Origin of the sequence: Pseudomonas edaphica (assembly GCF_965277385.1) — a bacterium.
GTDB classification, from domain to species: Bacteria; Pseudomonadota; Gammaproteobacteria; order Pseudomonadales; family Pseudomonadaceae; genus Aquipseudomonas; species Aquipseudomonas edaphica.
The window spans coordinates 311,919-330,176 of sequence record NZ_OZ255725.1 but is presented as its reverse complement, the minus strand read 5'-3'; the positions used below and the strand labels follow the sequence as shown (position 1 = coordinate 330,176).

The window sequence follows — 18,258 nt, the reverse complement described above, 5'->3', positions numbered from 1 at the left end:
CGTTTTTTACGGTCGGGTGCAGATGACGCTCCTGCAGCCATGCAGGGCGCCACCTATTGATAAACGCAGGGTTAAGTGGGCGGATTAATCTGCGGAATGATCTTGGGCAGAATCTTCCTCTCTATAGGCGGCTTCACCAGGGGGCCAAACACTCTTGAACCGGCTTCTTTGCCCACTGTCTTCACCGCATTGAAAGCGCCGAAAGTGATGCGGTTAACGGCACCCGGCCGGCCTTTTCGGTAATCATCGATACCCAAACCTATTTCTGTGGCGGCGATGCCGAGATCAAGCAGCAAGACCGCGATACATATCTCCGGCACGGCCAGCGCTACCGGGGCAAGTATCAGCAAGGACTTGCTGGCGCTCTTTAGTTCGCAGAGCACGTTCTTTTTCTTCCAGTCGTCATTGCTGACGAAGGTCGAATCAGCGTCGTTGTAGGTGTATTGCTCCACACGGGCCTGCAAACTTTGGAACGGATCTCCTCCGATGGTTTTTCCACCGAAAGGCCTATCCTCCAACCAGTCAGTATGATGTTTTGCATGCTCCCCGGTTTTTTCAAGGTGCACATCAATCCCGGCCTCCCATACGCTGTCTGCGCGGTCGCTCAGCTTGAAATATTCGGCGAACTGTTTGCGTTTTGTTTCGTCGGTCATTTGTTCGGTCAACCACTTGCGCATCAGGGTAGGGTTGTCGAACTCATGGATGGGAGATGAATTGCCTGTCATGTAGAGCAGGGTTTTTTGGGTGGTTTTATCGATGGCATAAAAAATGCCCGACGCCAGCCGCCCTTCAAACGTAAGTTCTTTTAGTTCCAGATTGGGATCTTGGGTATAGGCCGCTTGGAAGTCCTTGGCCGTCAATGAGTCAAGTGGCTTTTGCGCACTGATGCCAGTCAGCCGCATCGCCAGGTCACGGCCCTCTGGGCTTAGGGTATTTTCCTTGAATTGTTTATGCACGGCAGTCACAAAAGACATCTTGGACAACGTGCTGTACTTGTCTCGGTATTCGTTCCAGAAGTTATTTAGCTCAGCTTTATGTGTTTTGCTGAAACTGGTATCCCAGACATAGGAACGGAATGATTTTGGCGTGATGGTGGCTTGGTTGGACGCGTCGTAGCGTTCCTCTGCAGGAGGGTCGAAGTAAATCCCTTCGTACTGTTGGGTTTCCAGTGCAGTTGGGCTGTTTTGGTAGCCATGGCGGCCAGAGCTGCGGTGATACCCGATCGTCAGCTGATCCACGATCTCAATGGGCGGTGGGGTCTGTTGATGTCGATTGAAAGAGACCTTGGGCAGTTTGTCATGGCCAGGGGTGTCTTGAATATTTTTGATCGCAGCATCCGTCAAGGATATTTTGCTGATGATTCGGCCGGGGTAGGGCGGTGTGTGACCCCTCACGTTGTAGGCGAATGTCATCAGGTACGTTTTATCCGGGTCGATGTCCAATCCATGGTGTTCTTTGTAGTGCGCTTTTATCTGATTTCGGGTGCTCTCTCTCATTTCAGGTGTAGTAACGTAGTTCATCGTTGAATAATCTTTTATTCCGGCGTCTAGCTGAACAGATCGGTCATGCTCCAGAAAGACCCTAAGGTGTGCCGGGATCTGGGCGTCCTTCCACGTGTCGGATTTACCAAAGCTGGATGCTTTCCACTTTTGGTATTGGGCCGCCCAACGAGGGTTGTCGAGCCCGTCAGGCGTTGCAGAGGGCGTGACACCTGATGAGCCCGCGTTTGATTCGGGGTGGGCAGGGTCATTAATCGCTGGAGCCTTCGGTGGGGCGATGGGAGCAGTGGGGCCGTCGACCGGCACATACGCCGAAACATTTGTGTGCTTATAAGAGATATTCGCAGTTACGTTGTTCATACTAATAGCTCACGTCAATTAATGAGTGGGCCGTCCTTGGGGTATTGCTCAATCAATGCGATGTGCATTGACTAACTACTGATTGGTTTGCGCCGGCGATTTGCACCCATCTAAAGATGCTATCGACTCGGTTAATGATCTCTATCGACGCGCCTGCCGCGCCTGGGAAAGCGAGCTTCTTCAGGTTTACCTGCGCTTGACCGAATATGTCGCCGTACGGAAAGCAACCGTCTTCCTACACTCGTTAAGCTGCGCAGTGGATGCGCCACCGTCAGGCCGTTGACCTGCCCGTCGTACCGTCACCTGCCAAACGGCGCATCCGATGTGACCTGATCGCCTTGCGCAGCTTCACCCACCTGTCACCTCGATTCGTTATAAGGTTATTGACGAACAGAGCTGACGGTCTCCCCGCAAGGGGATAACACGCGACGCTTCCATCAATAACAAGCCCAAGCGGAGTACCACAGATGGCGTTCTTCACCGCAGCCAGCAAGTCCGACTTCCAGCATCAACTGCAAGCGGCACTGGCGCAGCACATCAGTGAACAGGCACTGCCACAAGTGGCGCTGTTCGCTGAGCAATTCTTCGGCATTATTTCCCTGGACGAACTGACCCAACGTCGCCTTTCCGACCTGGCCGGTTGCACCCTGTCTGCCTGGCGCCTGCTTGAGCGCTTTGATCACACCCAACCACAAGTGCGGGTCTACAACCCCGATTACGAACGTCATGGCTGGCAGTCGACCCACACCGCGGTCGAAGTACTGCACCATGACCTGCCATTTCTGGTCGACTCGGTACGCACCGAACTGAACCGCCGTGGCTACAGCATCCACACCCTGCAAACCACCGTGCTCAGCGTGCGTCGCGGCAAAAAAGGCGAGTTGCTGGAAATCCTGCCAAAAGGCACCCAGGGCGAAGGCATTCTGCAAGAATCGCTGATGTACCTGGAAATCGACCGTTGCGCCAATGCCGCCGAACTCAACGTGCTGAGCAAAGAGCTTGAGCAAGTGCTGGGCGAAGTGCGCGTGGCCGTGGCCGATTTCGAACCGATGAAAGCCAAGGTCCAGGACCTGCTGGCCGGTATCGACGCGAGCCAGTTCAGCATCGACGGCGAAGAAAAAGCCGAGATCAAGAGCTTCCTGGAATGGCTGGTGGGCAACCACTTCACCTTCCTTGGCTATGAAGAGTTTGTGGTACGTGACGAGGCGGACGGCGGTCATATCGAATATGACACCGGCTCCTTCCTCGGTCTGACCAAATTGCTGCGTGCCGGCCTTACCGCCGAAGACACGCGCATCGAAGACTATGCCGTGGCTTACCTGCGTGAACCGACCGTGCTGTCGTTCGCCAAGGCCGCGCACCCAAGCCGCGTGCACCGTCCAGCGTACCCGGACTATGTGTCGATCCGTGAGATCAGCGCCGACGGCAAGGTGATCAAGGAACACCGCTTCATGGGCCTCTACACCTCGTCGGTGTACGGCGAAAGCGTGCGAGTGATCCCTTACATCCGCCGTAAAGTCGCGGAAATCGAGCGCCGCTCGGGCTTCCAGGCCAAGGCGCACCTGGGCAAAGAGCTGGCCCAGGTGGTTGAAGTCTTGCCGCGTGATGACCTGTTCCAGACCCCGGTCGACGAGCTGTTCAACACCGTGATGTCGATCGTGCAGATCCAGGAGCGCAACAAGATTCGCGTGTTCCTGCGCAAAGACCCGTACGGTCGTTTCTGCTACTGCCTGGCCTACGTGCCGCGCGACATCTATTCCACCGAAGTGCGCCAGAAGATCCAGCAAGTGCTGATGGATCGCCTGAAAGCCTCGGACTGCGAATTCTGGACCTTCTTCTCCGAATCCGTACTGGCCCGTGTGCAGTTGATTCTGCGGGTTGACCCGAAGAACCGCCTGGACATCGACCCGCTTCAGCTGGAAAAAGAGGTGGTGCAGGCCTGCCGCAGCTGGCAGGACGACTACGCCAGCCTGGTGGTGGAAAGCTTCGGCGAAGCCCAGGGCACCAACGTGCTGGCGGATTTCCCGAAAGGCTTCCCGGCAGGTTACCGCGAGCGTTTTGCTGCGCATTCGGCTGTGGTCGATATGCAGCACCTCAACAGCCTGACCGAAGCCAACCCGTTGGTCATGAGCTTCTATCAGCCGCTGGGCCAGGTCTCCGGCCAGCGAGAGCTGCATTGCAAGCTCTACCACGCCGACACGCCACTGGCGCTGTCCGACGTGCTGCCGATCCTGGAAAACCTCGGCCTGCGCGTGCTGGGCGAGTTCCCGTACCGCCTGCGTCACGCCAATGGCCGTGAGTTCTGGATCCATGATTTTGCGTTCATTGCCGCCGAAGGCGTGAACCTGGATATCCAGCAGCTCAACGACACCCTGCAGGACGCGTTCGTGCACATCGTGCATGGCGATGCCGAAAACGATGCGTTCAACCGTCTGGTACTTACCGCCGGCCTGCCTTGGCGCGACGTGGCGCTGCTGCGTGCTTACGCGCGTTACCTCAAGCAGATCCGCCTGGGCTTCGACCTGGGTTACATCGCCAGCACCCTGAACAACCACACCGACATCGCTCGTGAGTTGACCCGGTTGTTCAAGACCCGCTTCTACTTGGCGCGCAAGCTCACCGCCGACGACCTGGAAGACAAGCAGCAACGCCTGGAACAAGCGATTCTCACGGCCCTGGACGATGTTCAGGTGCTTAACGAAGACCGCATCCTGCGTCGCTACCTGGACCTGATCAAGGCCACCCTGCGCACCAACTTCTACCAGACCGACGCCAACGGCCAGAACAAGTCGTACTTCAGCTTCAAGTTCGACCCGCGTGCGATTCCTGAGCTGCCCAAGCCGGTGCCGAAGTTTGAAATCTTCGTGTACTCGCCGCGCGTTGAAGGCGTGCACCTGCGCTTTGGTAACGTTGCGCGCGGCGGCCTGCGCTGGTCCGACCGTGAAGAAGACTTCCGTACCGAAGTGCTCGGCCTGGTAAAAGCCCAGCAGGTCAAGAACTCGGTCATCGTGCCAGTGGGCGCGAAGGGCGGCTTCCTGCCGCGTCGCCTGCCATTGGGCGGCACCCGTGACGAGATCGCGGCCGAGGGCATCGCCTGCTACCGCATCTTCATTTCCGGCCTGTTGGACATTACCGACAACCTCAAGGACGGCGCCCTGGTGCCACCGGTCAACGTCGTGCGTCATGACGACGATGACCCGTACCTGGTCGTCGCGGCGGACAAGGGCACTGCGACCTTCTCCGACATCGCCAACGGCATTGCCATCGACTACGGCTTCTGGCTGGGCGACGCGTTCGCTTCCGGTGGTTCGGCAGGTTACGACCACAAGAAAATGGGCATCACCGCCAAGGGCGCGTGGGTCGGTGTGCAGCGTCACTTCCGTGAGCGCGGCATCAACGTGCAGGAAGACAGCATCACCGTGGTGGGCGTCGGCGATATGGCCGGTGACGTGTTCGGTAACGGCTTGCTGATGTCCGACAAGCTGCAACTGGTCGCGGCCTTCAACCACCTGCATATCTTCATCGACCCGAACCCGAACCCGGCGACCAGCTTCGTCGAGCGCCAGCGCATGTTCGAGCTGCCGCGTTCGGCGTGGACCGACTACGACACCAGCATCATGTCCGAAGGCGGCGGGATCTTCTCGCGCAGTGCCAAAAGCATCGCTATTTCGCCACAGATGAAAGAACGCTTCGACATCCAGGCCGACAAGCTGACCCCGACCGAACTGCTCAACGCCTTGCTCAAGGCGCCGGTGGACCTGTTGTGGAACGGCGGTATCGGCACTTACGTCAAGGCCAGCACTGAAAGCCACGCCGACGTGGGCGACAAGGCCAACGACGCGTTGCGCGTCAATGGCAATGAGCTGCGCTGCAAAGTAGTGGGCGAGGGCGGTAACCTCGGCATGACCCAATTGGGCCGTGTGGAATTCGGCCTCAATGGCGGCGGCTCCAACACTGACTTCATCGACAACGCCGGTGGTGTGGACTGCTCCGACCACGAAGTGAACATCAAGATCCTGCTCAACGAAGTGGTGCAGGCCGGTGACATGACCGACAAGCAGCGCAACCAGCTGCTGGCGAGCATGACCGACGAAGTCGGCAACCTGGTGTTGGGCAACAACTACAAGCAGACCCAGGCGTTGTCCCTGGCCGCGCGCAAGGCTTACGAGCGTGCTGCCGAGTACAAGCGCCTGATGAGCGACCTGGAAGGCCGTGGCAAGCTGGACCGCGCCATCGAGTACCTGCCGACCGAAGAGCAGCTTGTGGAGCGTGCCTCCACCGGTAAGGGTTTGACCCGTCCTGAGCTGTCGGTATTGATCTCCTACAGCAAGATCGACCTCAAGGAAGCCCTGCTCAAGTCGCTGGTGCCGGATGACGACTACCTGACCCGTGACATGGAGACCGCGTTCCCACCGAGCCTGGTGGCCAAGTTCGGCGAAGCCATGCGCCGTCACCGCCTCAAGCGCGAAATCGTCAGCACCCAGATCGCCAACGACCTGGTCAACCACATGGGCATTACCTTCGTTCAACGACTCAAAGAGTCGACCGGCATGAGCCCGGCGAACGTGGCCGGTGCTTACGTGATCGTGCGTGACATCTTCCACCTCCCGCACTGGTTCCGTCAGATCGAAGCCCTGGACCACCAGGTGTCCGCCGACGTGCAACTGGAGCTGATGGATGAGCTGATGCGCCTGGGCCGTCGTGCCACGCGCTGGTTCCTGCGCAGCCGTCGCAACGAGCAGGACGCTGGCCGCGACACCGCGCACTTCGGTCCGCACCTGGCGGCGTTGGGCCTCAAGCTCGACGAATTGCTGGAAGGCCCGACCCGCGAAGGCTGGCAGAACCGCTACCAGGCCTATACCGAAGCCGGCGTACCGGAATTGTTGGCGCGCATGGTTGCAGGCACGACCCACCTGTACACCTTGCTGCCGATCATCGAAGCCGCCGACGTGACCGGGCATGACGCCGCCGAAGTGGCCAAGGCCTACTTCGCCGTCGGCAGCGCGCTGGACCTGCCGTGGTACCTGCAGCAGATCAGCGATCTGCCGGTGGCCAACAACTGGCAGGCCCAGGCCCGCGAAGCGTTCCGCGACGATGTGGACTGGCAGCAACGGGCGATCACCATCTCGGTACTGCAAATGGCCGACGCGCCACAAGACATGGAAGCCCGCGTGGCCCTGTGGCTTGAGCAGCACCAGGACATGGCCGATCGCTGGCGCGCAATGATGGTCGAAATCCGTGCAGCAGTCGGCACGGACTACGCCATGTATGCGGTCGCCAACCGTGAGTTGCTCGACCTGGCGTTGAGCGGTCAGTCGGTGCTGCAACCGGCTTGATCCCTCGGTAAAACAAAAGCCCCCGCCTCGTAAGATGCGGGGGCTTTTTGTTGGAACGCCCTCCAGCAAACACCACAAACCCATTGTGGGAGCTGGCTTGCCTGCGATAGCGGTCTTTCAGTGACAGGAAGGCTTACTGACCCACCGCTATCGCAGGCAAGCCAGCTCCCACACTGTATCCAGGCGTTCTCACGCGCCGGCAGCGCCCAAACACGGCTGGATAACCTTTTTCAACCCATCGTTGTTTGCCGGCAGCGTGAAGGTTGCCGTCAGCGGCTTGCCGCCTGCCACGGCGGGCGCCAACCAAAGTTTCAGCGTCTGGCCCCGTGAGGCATCACTGGCCCAGTAGGCCAGCTCATCGCGTGGCACCTGGGTGCTGAACGCAAAGACCGTCCCTATCTGGAAAGACCCGGCGTAAGTCCAAACGCCATTGACTGCCAACTCGATGGCCGTGCGTGTTCCCGTGGCAATACGCATCGGCCCACTTGCGCTGGCGGTTGGACCATGAAAGGGTTCAATGTCGAAGCCCAACGATTGCGGCGCTATTTGCAGCGCCAGCCCGGCTGTAGGGTTTTGCGGGTGGCAGCTGATTTCCAGGCTGGCCTTGGTGTGGAAGTCGTTGTAAGCGCTGTCACCAAAAGTCCGAGCGGTGGTTAACGTCGGGCTGTCGACGTCGGGCCGTTCAAGTAACCACACGGGGTGCGCGGGTGTGATGATTACGTCGTCACCGGCGTATGCGAAAACCGTGAGCGATGGTATGAAAAGGGCTGCGAGCAACGTAAAGGCGAGGGGTTGCATAGAAGTATTCATCCGTATGTGGGCCTTGATGTAAGGAATGAATGCATTCTGCTGCTTAGCGAGCGCTCGTTATGTCGGGCGTTTCCCAAGCGGGAGTAGTTTGTCTTCCAGGTGATCCAGATGCCGGCTCATCAGACTTGTCGCGCTACGCACGTCACGTTGCTCGACCGCATCAACAATCGCAAGATGCTCCTGCCACGCGCAGTAAGTGCAGGCTTTCGCTTCATATTGCGCAATGATCAATGACGTCAACGGCACCAGGCTGTTGAGGAATTGCGCCAGCGGTGCGTTGCCTGCCATCTGCGCCAATTGCAGATGAAACTCCCCCGATAATCGAATCGCTGGCCCGCGCTGGTCGCGTTCGATGCAGTCGCGCTCCCGTGCAATCAACTCGCGCAGCTGGCGTATCTGCGGGGTGGTCGCTTGGGCGCAGGCCAACTGCACCACGGTGATCTCGGTCATCCGCCGTGCTTCCAGGATCTGCCGCGTCTGCTGCGCATCCGGCGCCGCCACTTGGGCACGCTGGTTGGGGCGCAGGATGATCACTTGCTGATGGGACAGCTTGGCCAGCACACGGCGAATCACGCTGCGGCTCACACCAAAGGTTTCGCCCAGGCTCTCTTCGGTAAAACGGCTGGCCGGGGCGATGCGTTGTTCGAGGATGGCATCGAACAGGCGTGGGTAGATGTCATCCACCGAAAGTTTTTTACCGCCAACCAGGCGCAGGGCAGGGAGGACGGCATTGCGTTGCAGGGCGGGGGCGCTCATGGTCGGTCTCCAAAAAATCAGCTGCCCAGATGGTCGTCCGGGATATTCAAACGAATGCCCATGCGCAGGCCTTCCTGGAGGATATGTCGGCGCATTTCGGCGCTGGCCAGGGCGCTGTTCTTGTTGCGGATGGCGCGCACCACGGCGTCGTTTTCCTGCAGGCGTTCGGCCAAGTGCTCGGGTGAATTGCGCAGTACCTGGGCGCTTTGCTTGAGGGCGTTGCTGGTTTGTTGCACCACGTTCTGGAAGATCGGGTTGGACGTCAGCGCGAACAGCTCTTCGTGAAAGCCGATGTAGGCGTTCATGCCCGCTTCGGCGTCGCCGGCATCCAGGGCTTCGCGCATGTCCATCAAGGTCAGGCGCAATTGGCCGACTTCCTTGCTGCTGATGGACTGGGCCACCAGGCCGACAATGAAGGGTTCGAGGGTGTAGCGCAGTTGCAGGATATCTTCGAGGCTGGCGTCGGCCACGGCGTCGCTGGACTGTGGCTCGCTGACGCTGGTTTCCAGCACGACCACGCCTTTGCCGGGCATCGAGCGCACCAGGCCCAGGGTTTCCAGCACGATCACGGCTTCGCGCAGGCTCGGGCGGCTGATGCCCATCTGCTCGGCCAGTTCACGCTGGCCGGGGAGCATGTCGCCCTGGCGCCACTGGCCCCGCTTGAGTGCGGCGCGCAGTTTTTCTACGACTGAGTTGACGACGGTTGAAGTGCTGATCACGTCTACGTCTCCTTGGATGTTGCCAATAGGGTCGCGATTCCATGTGGGAGCTGGCTTGTCGGGTCGCCGCATCGCTGCGATGACTGACTGCCAGCCAGCATCTCTATGGCTGACCCACCGCTATCGCAGCGATGCGGCGACCCGACAAGCCAGCTCCCACAGTTGGATCGCGTTGCTAGAATTCCTGATGCGCCGGCAGCACCGGCTTCTTGGCCTGGAAGGCATACCCTTGCTCGCCATCGAGCACCTTGTTGGCGCGCTGGATATCAATGTCTTTTTCCCAACGGGCAATGGCCACGGTAGCGACACAGTTGCCGATCAGGTTAGTCAGCGCGCGTCCGATGCCCATGAACCAGTCCACCGCCAACACCAGCACCAGCCCCACCACCGGAATCGCCGGGATCGCGGTCAGCGTGGCCGCCAAAATCACCAGCGCCGAGCCCGGAATGCCGTGGGCACCTTTGGAGGTGATCAACGACACCAGCAGGATGGTCAGCAAATCAGTCATCGACAGCGGTGTCCCGGTGGCATTGGCGATAAATACGATGGCCAGGGTCAGGTAGATCGAGAAACCGTCGAGGTTGAACGAATAACCGGTCGGAATCACCAGGCCGACGGTGGAGCTGCCAATGCCCAAGTGCTCGAGTTTACGCATGATCTGCGGTAATACGGCGTCGGAGGAGGCGGTGCCCATCACGATCAGCAGCTCTTCGCGCAGGTACTTGAGCAGCGGCAGCATGCGCAGGCCGGACAAACGCATCACCAGGCCCAGCACCAGCCCGACAAAAGCAAAGCAGGTCAGGTAGAACAAACCCACCAGGCTGCCCAGGTGTTGCAGCGAATCCAGGCCGTAGGTGCTGGTGGTAAAGGCGATGGCGCCGAATACACCGATCGGCGCCAGACGCACAATCATGCCCATGATGCGAAAGATCACATGGCTCAGCTCGTTGATCAGCCGCGAAATGCCGGAAGCGGCTTCGCCCACCAGGTTCAGCGCGCTGCCGAACAGCACCGAAAACAGCAGCACTTGCAGCACATTGTTGTCGGCAAAGGCGCCGATCACCGAGTTGGGGATCAGGTCCATCAGGAACTGGCTGGTGCCACGAATGTGCTGGCCCTTGTCAGCCAACTCATTGAGGCCGGCGGACGACAGTTGCTCCAAGTGAATATTGGCGCCTTGGCCAATACCCGTGCTGAAGGCCATGATCAGGCCGATCACCAGGGCGACGGTGGTCAGCACTTCGAAGTAGATCACTGACTTCAAGCCAATGCGTCCGACCTTCTTCAGGTCGCCGGCGCCGGAGATCCCGCTGACCACCACGCAGAATACGATCAGGCCAATCAGCATTTTGATCAGCTTGATAAAGCCGTCACCCAGGGGTTTGAGTTGTGAGGAGAATTCGGGAAGGGCCAGGCCGCAGATAACGCCTAACATCAGGCCAATCACGACTTGCAGGAAAATCGAACGCGAGCACCATCTGAGCATGGGAGGGATCTCTATTCGGTGCCCTGGTGGTTCCAGGGCTTAATTGTTGTGGTCTTACCGGTATGTCCAGTGCGCGGCCAGTCTACGCTGGGTTTTTTTCATATCACAAGTAAATATTCGACGGTTGTCATGTCCCGGTCTGACCAGTTGGTCGGTAAGGGTGATGCTTGAGCGGTTGGCGGGCAGTAAATTTTTTCGCTTATGATCCGCGCCTTGATTGGCGAGGTAGTCGATGGACAAACCAGGGTTGACCACGGATTCAGCAGGCCAGACTCACTGCACCTGGCGCACGGCCGCGCCGGAGTACCCGCGTTACCACGACGCCGAGTGGGGCGTGCCGGTCGCAGACGATATCCAACTGTACGAGAAGATCTGCCTGGAAGGTTTCCAGGCGGGCATGGCGTGGATCACCATTTTGCGCAAGCGCGAGCAGTTTAGGGCGGCGTTCGAAGGGTTTGATTTTCGCCGTGTCGCCGACTACACCGAGGCCGATATCGAGCGGCTGATGAACGACCCAGGCATCGTGCGCAACCGCGCGAAGATCGTCTCGACCATCAATAACGCACGCAGGGCCTGTGAGTTGGTGGACGAAACCGGTTCGCTGGCGCGCTGGTTGTGGGCGTTTGAACCCACGCCCGAGGAACGCCCGGCGGTGGTGGACATGGCGTACTGGACCGGCAACCCGACGTCACCGGCGTCGGTGCGTTTGTCCAAAGCCTTGAAGAAGCGCGGCTGGACCTTTGTTGGCCCCACCACGATGTACGCGCTGATGCAGGCGATGGGGATGGTCAATGATCACTTGGAGGGCTGCGTTTGCCGCCCGCGCATAGAGGCGCTACGCCAACAGTTCAAGCGCCCTTGAGTGTGTGGCGAGGGAGCTTGCTCCCGTTGGACTGTGCAGCAGTCTCCCGATTTTTGGGGGCGCTTCGCACCCCAGCGCAAGCAAGCTTGCTCGCCACAGTAAGCTTGCTACTCCAGGGATTTTGCGGTGCCTGGAAGGTCAGGTCAGGAAGCCACCGTCCACATTCAGCGACACACCGGTGGTGTAGCTGGACGCATCACTGGCCAGGAACAGCACCGCACCGGCCATCTCGCTCGGGTCGGCTACGCGCTTGAGCGGGATCTGCGCCAGGGCCACCTTCAGGATCGAGTCGTTCTTGACCAGCGCCGAGGCGAACTTGGTGTCGGTCAGGCCCGGCAGCAAGGCGTTGCAACGGATGCCGAACGCCGCGCATTCCTTGGCAAACACTTTGGTCATGTTGATCACGGCGGCCTTGGTCACCGAGTAGATGCCCTGGAACACGCCCGGGGAGATGCCGTTGATCGAGGCCACGTTGATGATGCTGCCGCCGCCGTTGTCGCGCATCAGCTTGCCGGCTTCCACCGACATGAAGAAGTAACCGCGGATGTTCACGTCAACGGTCTTCTGGAAGGCGCCCAGGTCGGTGTCCAGTACGTTGCAGAATTGCGGGTTGGTTGCAGCGTTGTTAACCAGGATATCCAGGCGCCCAAACTGTTCGCGGATACCGGCGAACACTTGGGTAATCTGCTCCATTTCGCCGATATGACAGGCCACGGCGGTGGCTTTGCCGCCCGCGGCGATGATCGCGTCGGCCACGTGCTGGCAGCCTTCGAGCTTGCGGCTGGAGACGATCACATGGGCGCCTTGCTGGGCCAGGAGCTTGGCGATGGCTTCACCGATGCCACGGCTGGCGCCGGAAACGAAAGCGATCTTGCCGTCGAGGTCGAACAGGTGGGTCTTGGACATGCTGGGTTCCTTGCTCTTGTAGTCAGAGGGCTGATTTAGCGATGACATTCAGGCTCATTTGCTCCAGCAGCTTGTTCATATGGATGAACTGCGCAAAGCGTTTGTCCTGGGTCTGGCCGTGAAAAAAGCGGTAGTAGATCTGCTGCACAATGCCGGCCAGGCGGAACAGGCCGTAGGTGTAGTAGAAGTCGAAATTATCGATCTGGATGCCGGAGCGCTCGGCGTAATAGTCGACGAATTGGCGACGAGTCAGCATGCCCGGCGCGTTACTGGGCTGACGGCGCATCAGTTGCACGGGCGCAGGGTCAGCGGCTTCGATCCAGTAGGCGAGGGTGTTGCCCAAGTCCATCAGCGGGTCGCCCAACGTGGTGAGTTCCCAGTCCAGCACGCCGATGATCTGCATCGGGTTGTGCGGGTCGAGGATCACGTTGTCGAAGCGATAGTCGTTGTGCACGATGCTGGAAGTTGGGTGGTCGGCCGGCATCTTGTCGTTAAGCCACGCGCGGACCTTTTCCCAGCTGGGCGCGTCGGGCGTCAGGGCTTTTTCGTAGCGGTCGCTCCAACCGCGGATCTGGCGTGCTACATAACCTTCGGGCTTGCCCAGGTCGGCCAGGCCGCAGGCAGCGTAGTCGACCTGGTGCAGCTCGACGAATTTATCGATAAAACTCTTGCACAGCGCCTCGGTCTTGGCCGCGTCCAGGCCCAGTTCGGCCGGCAGGTCAGAGCGCAGGATGATGCCGTTGACGCGCTCCATCACATAGAACTCGGCGCCGATCACCGACTCGTCAAGGCAGTGCACATAGGCTTTGGGGCAATACGGGAAGCCGTCCTTGAGCTGGTTGAGAATGCGGTATTCGCGGCCCATGTCGTGGGCGGACTTGGCTTTGTGGCCAAATGGCGGGCGGCGCAGCACGAATTCCTGGCCAGGGTATTCCAGCAGGTAAGTCAGGTTGGATGCGCCACCGGGGAACTGGCTGATCTTGACCGTGCCGGCAAGGCCCGGAATATGCGCCTTGAGGTAGGGATCGATGAGGCTGGCATCAAGTTCTTCGCCGGGGCGAATCTGGGTCGATTGGTCGTTAAGCGCCATGCTTATCCCTTCTGCTTATTCTAAAGGCCTTGGACTATTGGCTAATCTAATGCGCACCGCCGCCCAGCGACAAGGTCGGGGCGGCTTAATAGGTTAGCGTGTTGGACGATGATCAGCGGGCCTGATGTGCTCAAATCACCAGCATGGCCCGGCCACCGGGGTTGCACGACAAATTGGCACCGATTTCGACTTTTGCCAGGTCGATGCCCAGGCCGGCGAGCAGGTTGTTGACGATGGGGTCGAGCAGCGGGCCGAGCAGCCCGGCAATCAAGCCGCCCAGGGTGGTGAGCAAGCCGTTGACCACGCCCGTGACCAGGCCCAACACGGCGCCCAACAGGCTGGCCATTTTGGGCGGGTGGTTGATCAGTTGGATGCCGGTGAGTGTTTGCTTGAGACTGCTGACCGCGTTCGAGCTGGCGAATGCGTAATAGAGCGGTTGCTGGTTGATAGCGGGCGGCTCGGTGTAGGTGTGCGCACGCTGGGTTTTCAACACGTCGCTGTCGATTCGGATGCCCAGGCCGCCCGCCGCAAAGGCCTGCCTGTCGCTACACACGGCGGTGCCGCGCTTGCAGGTTTTGGTGCCGATATCCACCACCGGGTACTCGTCTACCTTGAGTTTTTCTGTGGACGAGTACAGATTCTTGGGGTCAACCTGGCCAATCATCGCGCGCAATGCCGAGGTTTCGCCGAGTACCGACAACGACTTTTTGCCGCTGTCGCAACTGTAGCCAGTGACCATAGCGCTGCCGCCAGCGGCTTCCAGGGCGATGTCGAGGGTGTCGCCGATTTCCAGGCTGGCTACCAGGCAACAATTGGGATCGAGTAAGCCAAACAGGCCGCCCAGCAGGTCACTGAGCGCTTGCACCGTGCCACCCAGCAGGTTATTCACCAGCGTCACGATCGGCAGTTTTACCGAAATCAAAGTGCGCACCTGGGCGGTGCGCACATAAATGGGCTGCTTGGCGATATCCTTGGGGTTGCCGATGCTGGAAACCTGCCCGGGCTCGATCACTTTGGTCGACACGGTCACGCCGAGCAGGCCCAGCACATCCACCGGCAGCTCCACGGCAACTGCGCTGGCCTTGTTCGACAGCTGCACAAAGCCCTGGATCAGGTTGAACAGTTGCAGGTTCACATCCAGCGCACTTTTGTCGGTGCCGTTCTGGATATTGATCAGGTCGCCCAGGTGCAGGATCTGCGTGCCCGGCGCAATCAGCTTGATGGCTTCCAGGTTGTTGATCACCACTTTGACCGCGTCACCGCCCAGCTTGAGCACATCAATGGCCGCCTGGATCAGTTGGCCTACAGTGGCGTCGGTCTTGAGCAGTTGGTCGTAGTTACCGGCGCTGACTTTCAATTGGATGGCCAGCGCATCCAGGTACTTGAGCAAGCTGATATCGGTATTGAGCAGCCCATTCCAGCCGACTGCGTCCAACTGCAACTTGCCGCCCAGCAGGCCGCCGATCAAGGCGTTGAGGGCGACAGACTTGGTACTGTCCACCGTTAACAAGGTGCTGCGAACCGTGAGCTGGGCAACCGTTGGGGTTGGTGCGGCGGCGACGGCGGTGGCGCTGAGCAGCGTTGTCAGGTTGACGGGCTGGCCCGAGAACAGCGTGAGCAAGCCATGGGCAAGGCTGGTGTGCACGCGATGGGTAGCAATCACCCGGATGGCATCGGTTTTGCTCGGGTCGGCGCTGAACGTGCGCATAAAATCTGCGCCGGTGGCCAGGGTGCCGCAGGCGGTCGCCAGCGTGCGATTGTCGTCAAGGCTAAAGTTGTTGCGTGCGGCGCTTTCGGTCGCAAATTGTGCGGCATTGTTAGCGGGCGCCGCGCATGTGCCGCTGCGGCTCACCGCTTCCAGCGCAGCCGTATCGGCCACACGCTGCAATTTGCGTTTCTCCAGGTACAGGCGACCGCTGTCGACCACCAGCAGCAGAAACAGCAGCGCAATACCAAGGGTTACCGCGCCTATCAGGCCGATGGCGCCGCGTTGGCGGGCCGGGCCGAGTCCATGGCCAATCATTGTGCGTTCCTTCGCCGGTCCTGCACCGACGTCCTGAGCATCCCCGCAAGCAGTGTAGTCAGGTTTTGCGTCGGCGCTGGCTAATCGCTACTAGTTGCGCGGCGGCAGGGTAACCGGTGTCAGCACTGGGCGGCCGGCGAAGTATTCCACCAGGTTATCGGCCACGCGTTGCACGGTGTCGTGGGCCGCTTCCGGCGACAGGCCGGCGACATGGGAGGTGAGCACGGTATTGCTCAGCCGCTTGAGGGCGTCGGGCACTTTCGGTTCATCGTCGAACACATCCAGCGCGGCACCGCCGATACGCCGTTGCTCCAGCGCAGCCACCAAGTCCGCAGTCACCACCACGCTGCCGCGTCCGATGTTCACCAGGTAACCGTTCGGCCCCAACGCGTCCAGGGCGTGGCGATCAATCAGGTGGCGGGTGCTGGCCCCGCCCGGCGTGGCCAGGATCAGGAAGTCCGAGGTACGCGCCAGCTCCACGGCGGTTGCGCAATAGGTGTAGTCCACATCGTCGCGGGGCTGGCGGTTGTGGTAACTCACTTCCATGCCAAAGCCGAGGGCGGCACGTTTGGCAATCTCCATGCCCACTGCGCCAAGACCGAGAATGCCCAGTTGCTTGCCGCCCAGGGAAGGGCGCATCACTTTCGGCCATTCGCTGCGCCGCACCGCCGCGTCAGTCTGTGGAATGCCACGCACCAGCGCCAACAGCAACGCCATGGCATGGTCAGCCACCGACGGCGCGTTTACGCCGGCGCCGTTGGTTACCACGATCCCGCGATTGCTCGCCGCTTGCAGGTCTACGTGCTCATAGCCGGCGCCGATCACGCAGATAATCTCGAGCAACGGCAGTGCCGCGATTTCCTCGGCATACAGCCCCAGCGGGCCACGGGTGAGTACCGCCTTGATCTGCGCGCCGTGGGCCTTGATCGCCTGGGCACGCTCGGCCGGTGTCGGCGCCAGAATCACATGGAAGTCGTTACTCTCGATGATTTGCAGGTATTCGTTGATGGTTTCAACCAGGACCAGAACAGTGGTGGACATCGGAAGGCTCTTCCTGAAGGGTTTGATAGGAGGAGTATGCGGGATTTGTAAGACGGAACGATTTGTTCGGTCAGAAAAAATCCCGCACAGGCAGTTCTAGAACTCAACATCCTGAGCTTTCACCCGCTTCACAAACGCCCCCGCCAAGGTCGCATTGTGATGCTCGATGATCGCCTTGGCCGGCAAGGTCGGGGTGTCCATGCAGGTGTGGGCGTCCTCGGGCAGTACCACCGTAAACCCAAGCTCCACCCCCACTCGGCACGTGGTGTCGATGCAAAACTGGGTTTTCATGCCGACCACCACCAATTCATCGACCTGTGCCGACGCCAGTTGTTGCGCCAGGTCAGTGCCCAGGAAGCAGCTGGGGCGGGTTTTGTTGAACAGGTGATCGTGAGCGTCGTCGACGTCGAGGCCATGCCACAGTTGCCATAACGGGCTGCCAGCTTCGATCGGCGAACCTGCCGGGCCGGTGTGGCGAGCGACGAAGATAGCCACGTTGGCCCTGCGTGCGCGCTGGATAAGCTGGTTGATGGTGCCCAGCACGCGCTCACGCTCGAAGGGCTGTTGCGGCCCGTCGTATAAACCGGTTTGCATATCGATGATCAACAGGGCGTTAGCCATGGTCTTGCTCCTTGCAGTGGCCAGCGGGCGGGGCAATAAAAAGGCCCCGTCCATTGCTGGCGGGGCCTTGGGGTGTTTCGGGGTGTTTTTAGCTTTCGCACCCACAGCCACCGCCCGACCCGCCATAAGCGGTCGTGGTGGTGGTGCGGGTGAGGCGGCGCTGAATGAGATTCATGGCTCGATCATGCAGGGGCGGGCGCGTGGCTGTCAACGGCGCTGCCATAGCTTCCTCAAAGGGCCGCCGCCACACTGCCATTATTGGGCAGAATCCGCCTGCTGCGCCTGGATTTGCTCTGCTTGCGCGATCGGCCTGAAATCGTAGGTAGGATAGAATTCCGTTGTGTAGGCGCCCCAGGCAGTGCGCTCTATCGCCAGATTGACCTCTACCAGGCGCGAAGCCGGCAGGCGTAGCACGACGATCTGTCCGATGCCCATGGTGACATTCCAACTGACCACTTCAACCCCGGCAGGAGGAAATACCTTGTGAAAGGCTTGCTTCGCCAATTGTGTCTTCAACTCGCTCAAGGGCCGCGACTGATCATGTTTGAGAAACACCGTTAACATGACGGCGTTATCAGCTGTGGCCGCCACAGTGCTTACGCTGGAGGGAGCGGCGGTGTTGGCAGTGGCTGCTGCGGGCAACAGAGCAACAGTCAACAGCACAGGTATTAACAATGATGTGAGGGCGTTACATGGCTTCATCTTGGGCACCTTGCAGTCTATTAATTCAAGCGGCGTATCGTCAGGCG

13 protein-coding genes are annotated in these 18,258 nt (G+C 59.8%); 2 read left to right on the top strand and 11 right to left on the bottom strand.

Translation table 11 applies throughout. From position 1 onward, the window contains the following. Positions 1 to 71: 71 nt before the first annotated feature. Positions 72 to 1,859: a dermonecrotic toxin domain-containing protein gene (locus ACQY47_RS01500; RefSeq protein WP_428554964.1), complete on the bottom strand. Its 1,788-nt coding sequence runs from the start codon at positions 1,857 to 1,859 to the stop codon at positions 72 to 74. A gap of 467 nt (positions 1,860 to 2,326) precedes the next feature. Here ACQY47_RS01500 and ACQY47_RS01495 point away from each other — a divergent pair, with 467 nt between their 5' ends. Further along, positions 2,327 to 7,195, top strand: coding sequence for an NAD-glutamate dehydrogenase (locus tag ACQY47_RS01495; RefSeq protein WP_017136646.1), 4,869 nt, complete (start codon positions 2,327 to 2,329; stop codon positions 7,193 to 7,195). A 189-nt stretch (positions 7,196 to 7,384) separates the two neighbouring features. Here the strand turns inward: ACQY47_RS01495 and ACQY47_RS01490 are convergent, their stop codons facing one another. The 4 genes from ACQY47_RS01490 to ACQY47_RS01475 all read right to left on the bottom strand — a co-directional run bounded on the left by ACQY47_RS01490 (position 7,385) and on the right by ACQY47_RS01475 (position 10,981). Further along, positions 7,385 to 7,891 (bottom strand): hypothetical protein, encoded by a 507-nt coding sequence (locus ACQY47_RS01490; protein WP_428554961.1) that lies wholly within the window; start codon positions 7,889 to 7,891, stop codon positions 7,385 to 7,387. 171 nt (positions 7,892 to 8,062) lie between these two features. Next, positions 8,063 to 8,761, bottom strand: coding sequence for a GntR family transcriptional regulator (locus tag ACQY47_RS01485; RefSeq protein ID WP_428554958.1), 699 nt, complete (start codon positions 8,759 to 8,761; stop codon positions 8,063 to 8,065). Between the two features lie 17 nt (positions 8,762 to 8,778). After that, positions 8,779 to 9,480 (bottom strand): FadR/GntR family transcriptional regulator, encoded by a 702-nt coding sequence (locus tag ACQY47_RS01480; RefSeq protein ID WP_017136644.1) that lies wholly within the window; start codon positions 9,478 to 9,480, stop codon positions 8,779 to 8,781. A 175-nt stretch (positions 9,481 to 9,655) separates the two neighbouring features. Then, positions 9,656 to 10,981, bottom strand: a complete 1,326-nt coding sequence (locus ACQY47_RS01475; protein ID WP_169986452.1) for a C4-dicarboxylate transporter DctA — start codon at positions 10,979 to 10,981, stop codon at positions 9,656 to 9,658. A 217-nt stretch (positions 10,982 to 11,198) separates the two neighbouring features. Between ACQY47_RS01475 and ACQY47_RS01470 the strand changes: the two genes are divergently transcribed. After that, on the top strand, positions 11,199 to 11,828 hold the full coding sequence (locus ACQY47_RS01470) for a DNA-3-methyladenine glycosylase I (protein WP_138454041.1): 630 nt from the start codon (positions 11,199 to 11,201) through the stop codon (positions 11,826 to 11,828). Positions 11,829 to 11,966: 138 nt separating this feature from the next. On the opposite strand, the gene ACQY47_RS01465 is transcribed toward ACQY47_RS01470, so the two are convergent. The 6 genes from ACQY47_RS01465 to ACQY47_RS01440 all read right to left on the bottom strand — a co-directional run bounded on the left by ACQY47_RS01465 (position 11,967) and on the right by ACQY47_RS01440 (position 18,211). Next, the gene (locus tag ACQY47_RS01465) at positions 11,967 to 12,734 is read right to left on the bottom strand and encodes an SDR family oxidoreductase (RefSeq protein WP_428554954.1); all 768 of its coding nucleotides are present in this window, start codon (positions 12,732 to 12,734) and stop codon (positions 11,967 to 11,969) included. 22 nt (positions 12,735 to 12,756) lie between these two features. Beyond that, entirely contained in the window at positions 12,757 to 13,824 is a 1,068-nt protein-coding gene (locus ACQY47_RS01460) for a phosphotransferase family protein (protein ID WP_017136640.1), read from the bottom strand. A gap of 130 nt (positions 13,825 to 13,954) precedes the next feature. Then, positions 13,955 to 15,847, bottom strand: a complete 1,893-nt coding sequence (locus ACQY47_RS01455; RefSeq protein ID WP_428554951.1) for a pilus assembly protein TadG-related protein — start codon at positions 15,845 to 15,847, stop codon at positions 13,955 to 13,957. Positions 15,848 to 15,937: 90 nt separating this feature from the next. Further along, on the bottom strand, positions 15,938 to 16,888 hold the full coding sequence (locus ACQY47_RS01450) for a 2-hydroxyacid dehydrogenase (RefSeq protein WP_170039601.1): 951 nt from the start codon (positions 16,886 to 16,888) through the stop codon (positions 15,938 to 15,940). Positions 16,889 to 16,984: 96 nt separating this feature from the next. Next, positions 16,985 to 17,509, bottom strand: coding sequence for a cysteine hydrolase family protein (locus ACQY47_RS01445; RefSeq protein WP_428554947.1), 525 nt, complete (start codon positions 17,507 to 17,509; stop codon positions 16,985 to 16,987). A gap of 255 nt (positions 17,510 to 17,764) precedes the next feature. Beyond that, positions 17,765 to 18,211 (bottom strand): hypothetical protein, encoded by a 447-nt coding sequence (locus ACQY47_RS01440; protein WP_138453228.1) that lies wholly within the window; start codon positions 18,209 to 18,211, stop codon positions 17,765 to 17,767. Positions 18,212 to 18,258: the final 47 nt, after the last annotated feature.

Coding starts and splice junctions, on each gene's coding strand:
- ACQY47_RS01500 (WP_428554964.1), bottom strand. CDS start 1,859: ATGAACAACGTAACTGCGAATATCTCTTATAAGCACACAAATGTTTCG.
- ACQY47_RS01495 (WP_017136646.1), top strand. CDS start 2,327: ATGGCGTTCTTCACCGCAGCCAGCAAGTCCGACTTCCAGCATCAACTG.
- ACQY47_RS01485 (WP_428554958.1), bottom strand. CDS start 8,761: ATGAGCGCCCCCGCCCTGCAACGCAATGCCGTCCTCCCTGCCCTGCGC.
- ACQY47_RS01470 (WP_138454041.1), top strand. CDS start 11,199: ATGGACAAACCAGGGTTGACCACGGATTCAGCAGGCCAGACTCACTGC.
- ACQY47_RS01465 (WP_428554954.1), bottom strand. CDS start 12,734: ATGTCCAAGACCCACCTGTTCGACCTCGACGGCAAGATCGCTTTCGTT.
- ACQY47_RS01460 (WP_017136640.1), bottom strand. CDS start 13,824: ATGGCGCTTAACGACCAATCGACCCAGATTCGCCCCGGCGAAGAACTT.
- ACQY47_RS01455 (WP_428554951.1), bottom strand. CDS start 15,847: ATGATTGGCCATGGACTCGGCCCGGCCCGCCAACGCGGCGCCATCGGC.
- ACQY47_RS01450 (WP_170039601.1), bottom strand. CDS start 16,888: ATGTCCACCACTGTTCTGGTCCTGGTTGAAACCATCAACGAATACCTG.
- ACQY47_RS01445 (WP_428554947.1), bottom strand. CDS start 17,509: ATGGCTAACGCCCTGTTGATCATCGATATGCAAACCGGTTTATACGAC.
- ACQY47_RS01440 (WP_138453228.1), bottom strand. CDS start 18,211: ATGAAGCCATGTAACGCCCTCACATCATTGTTAATACCTGTGCTGTTG.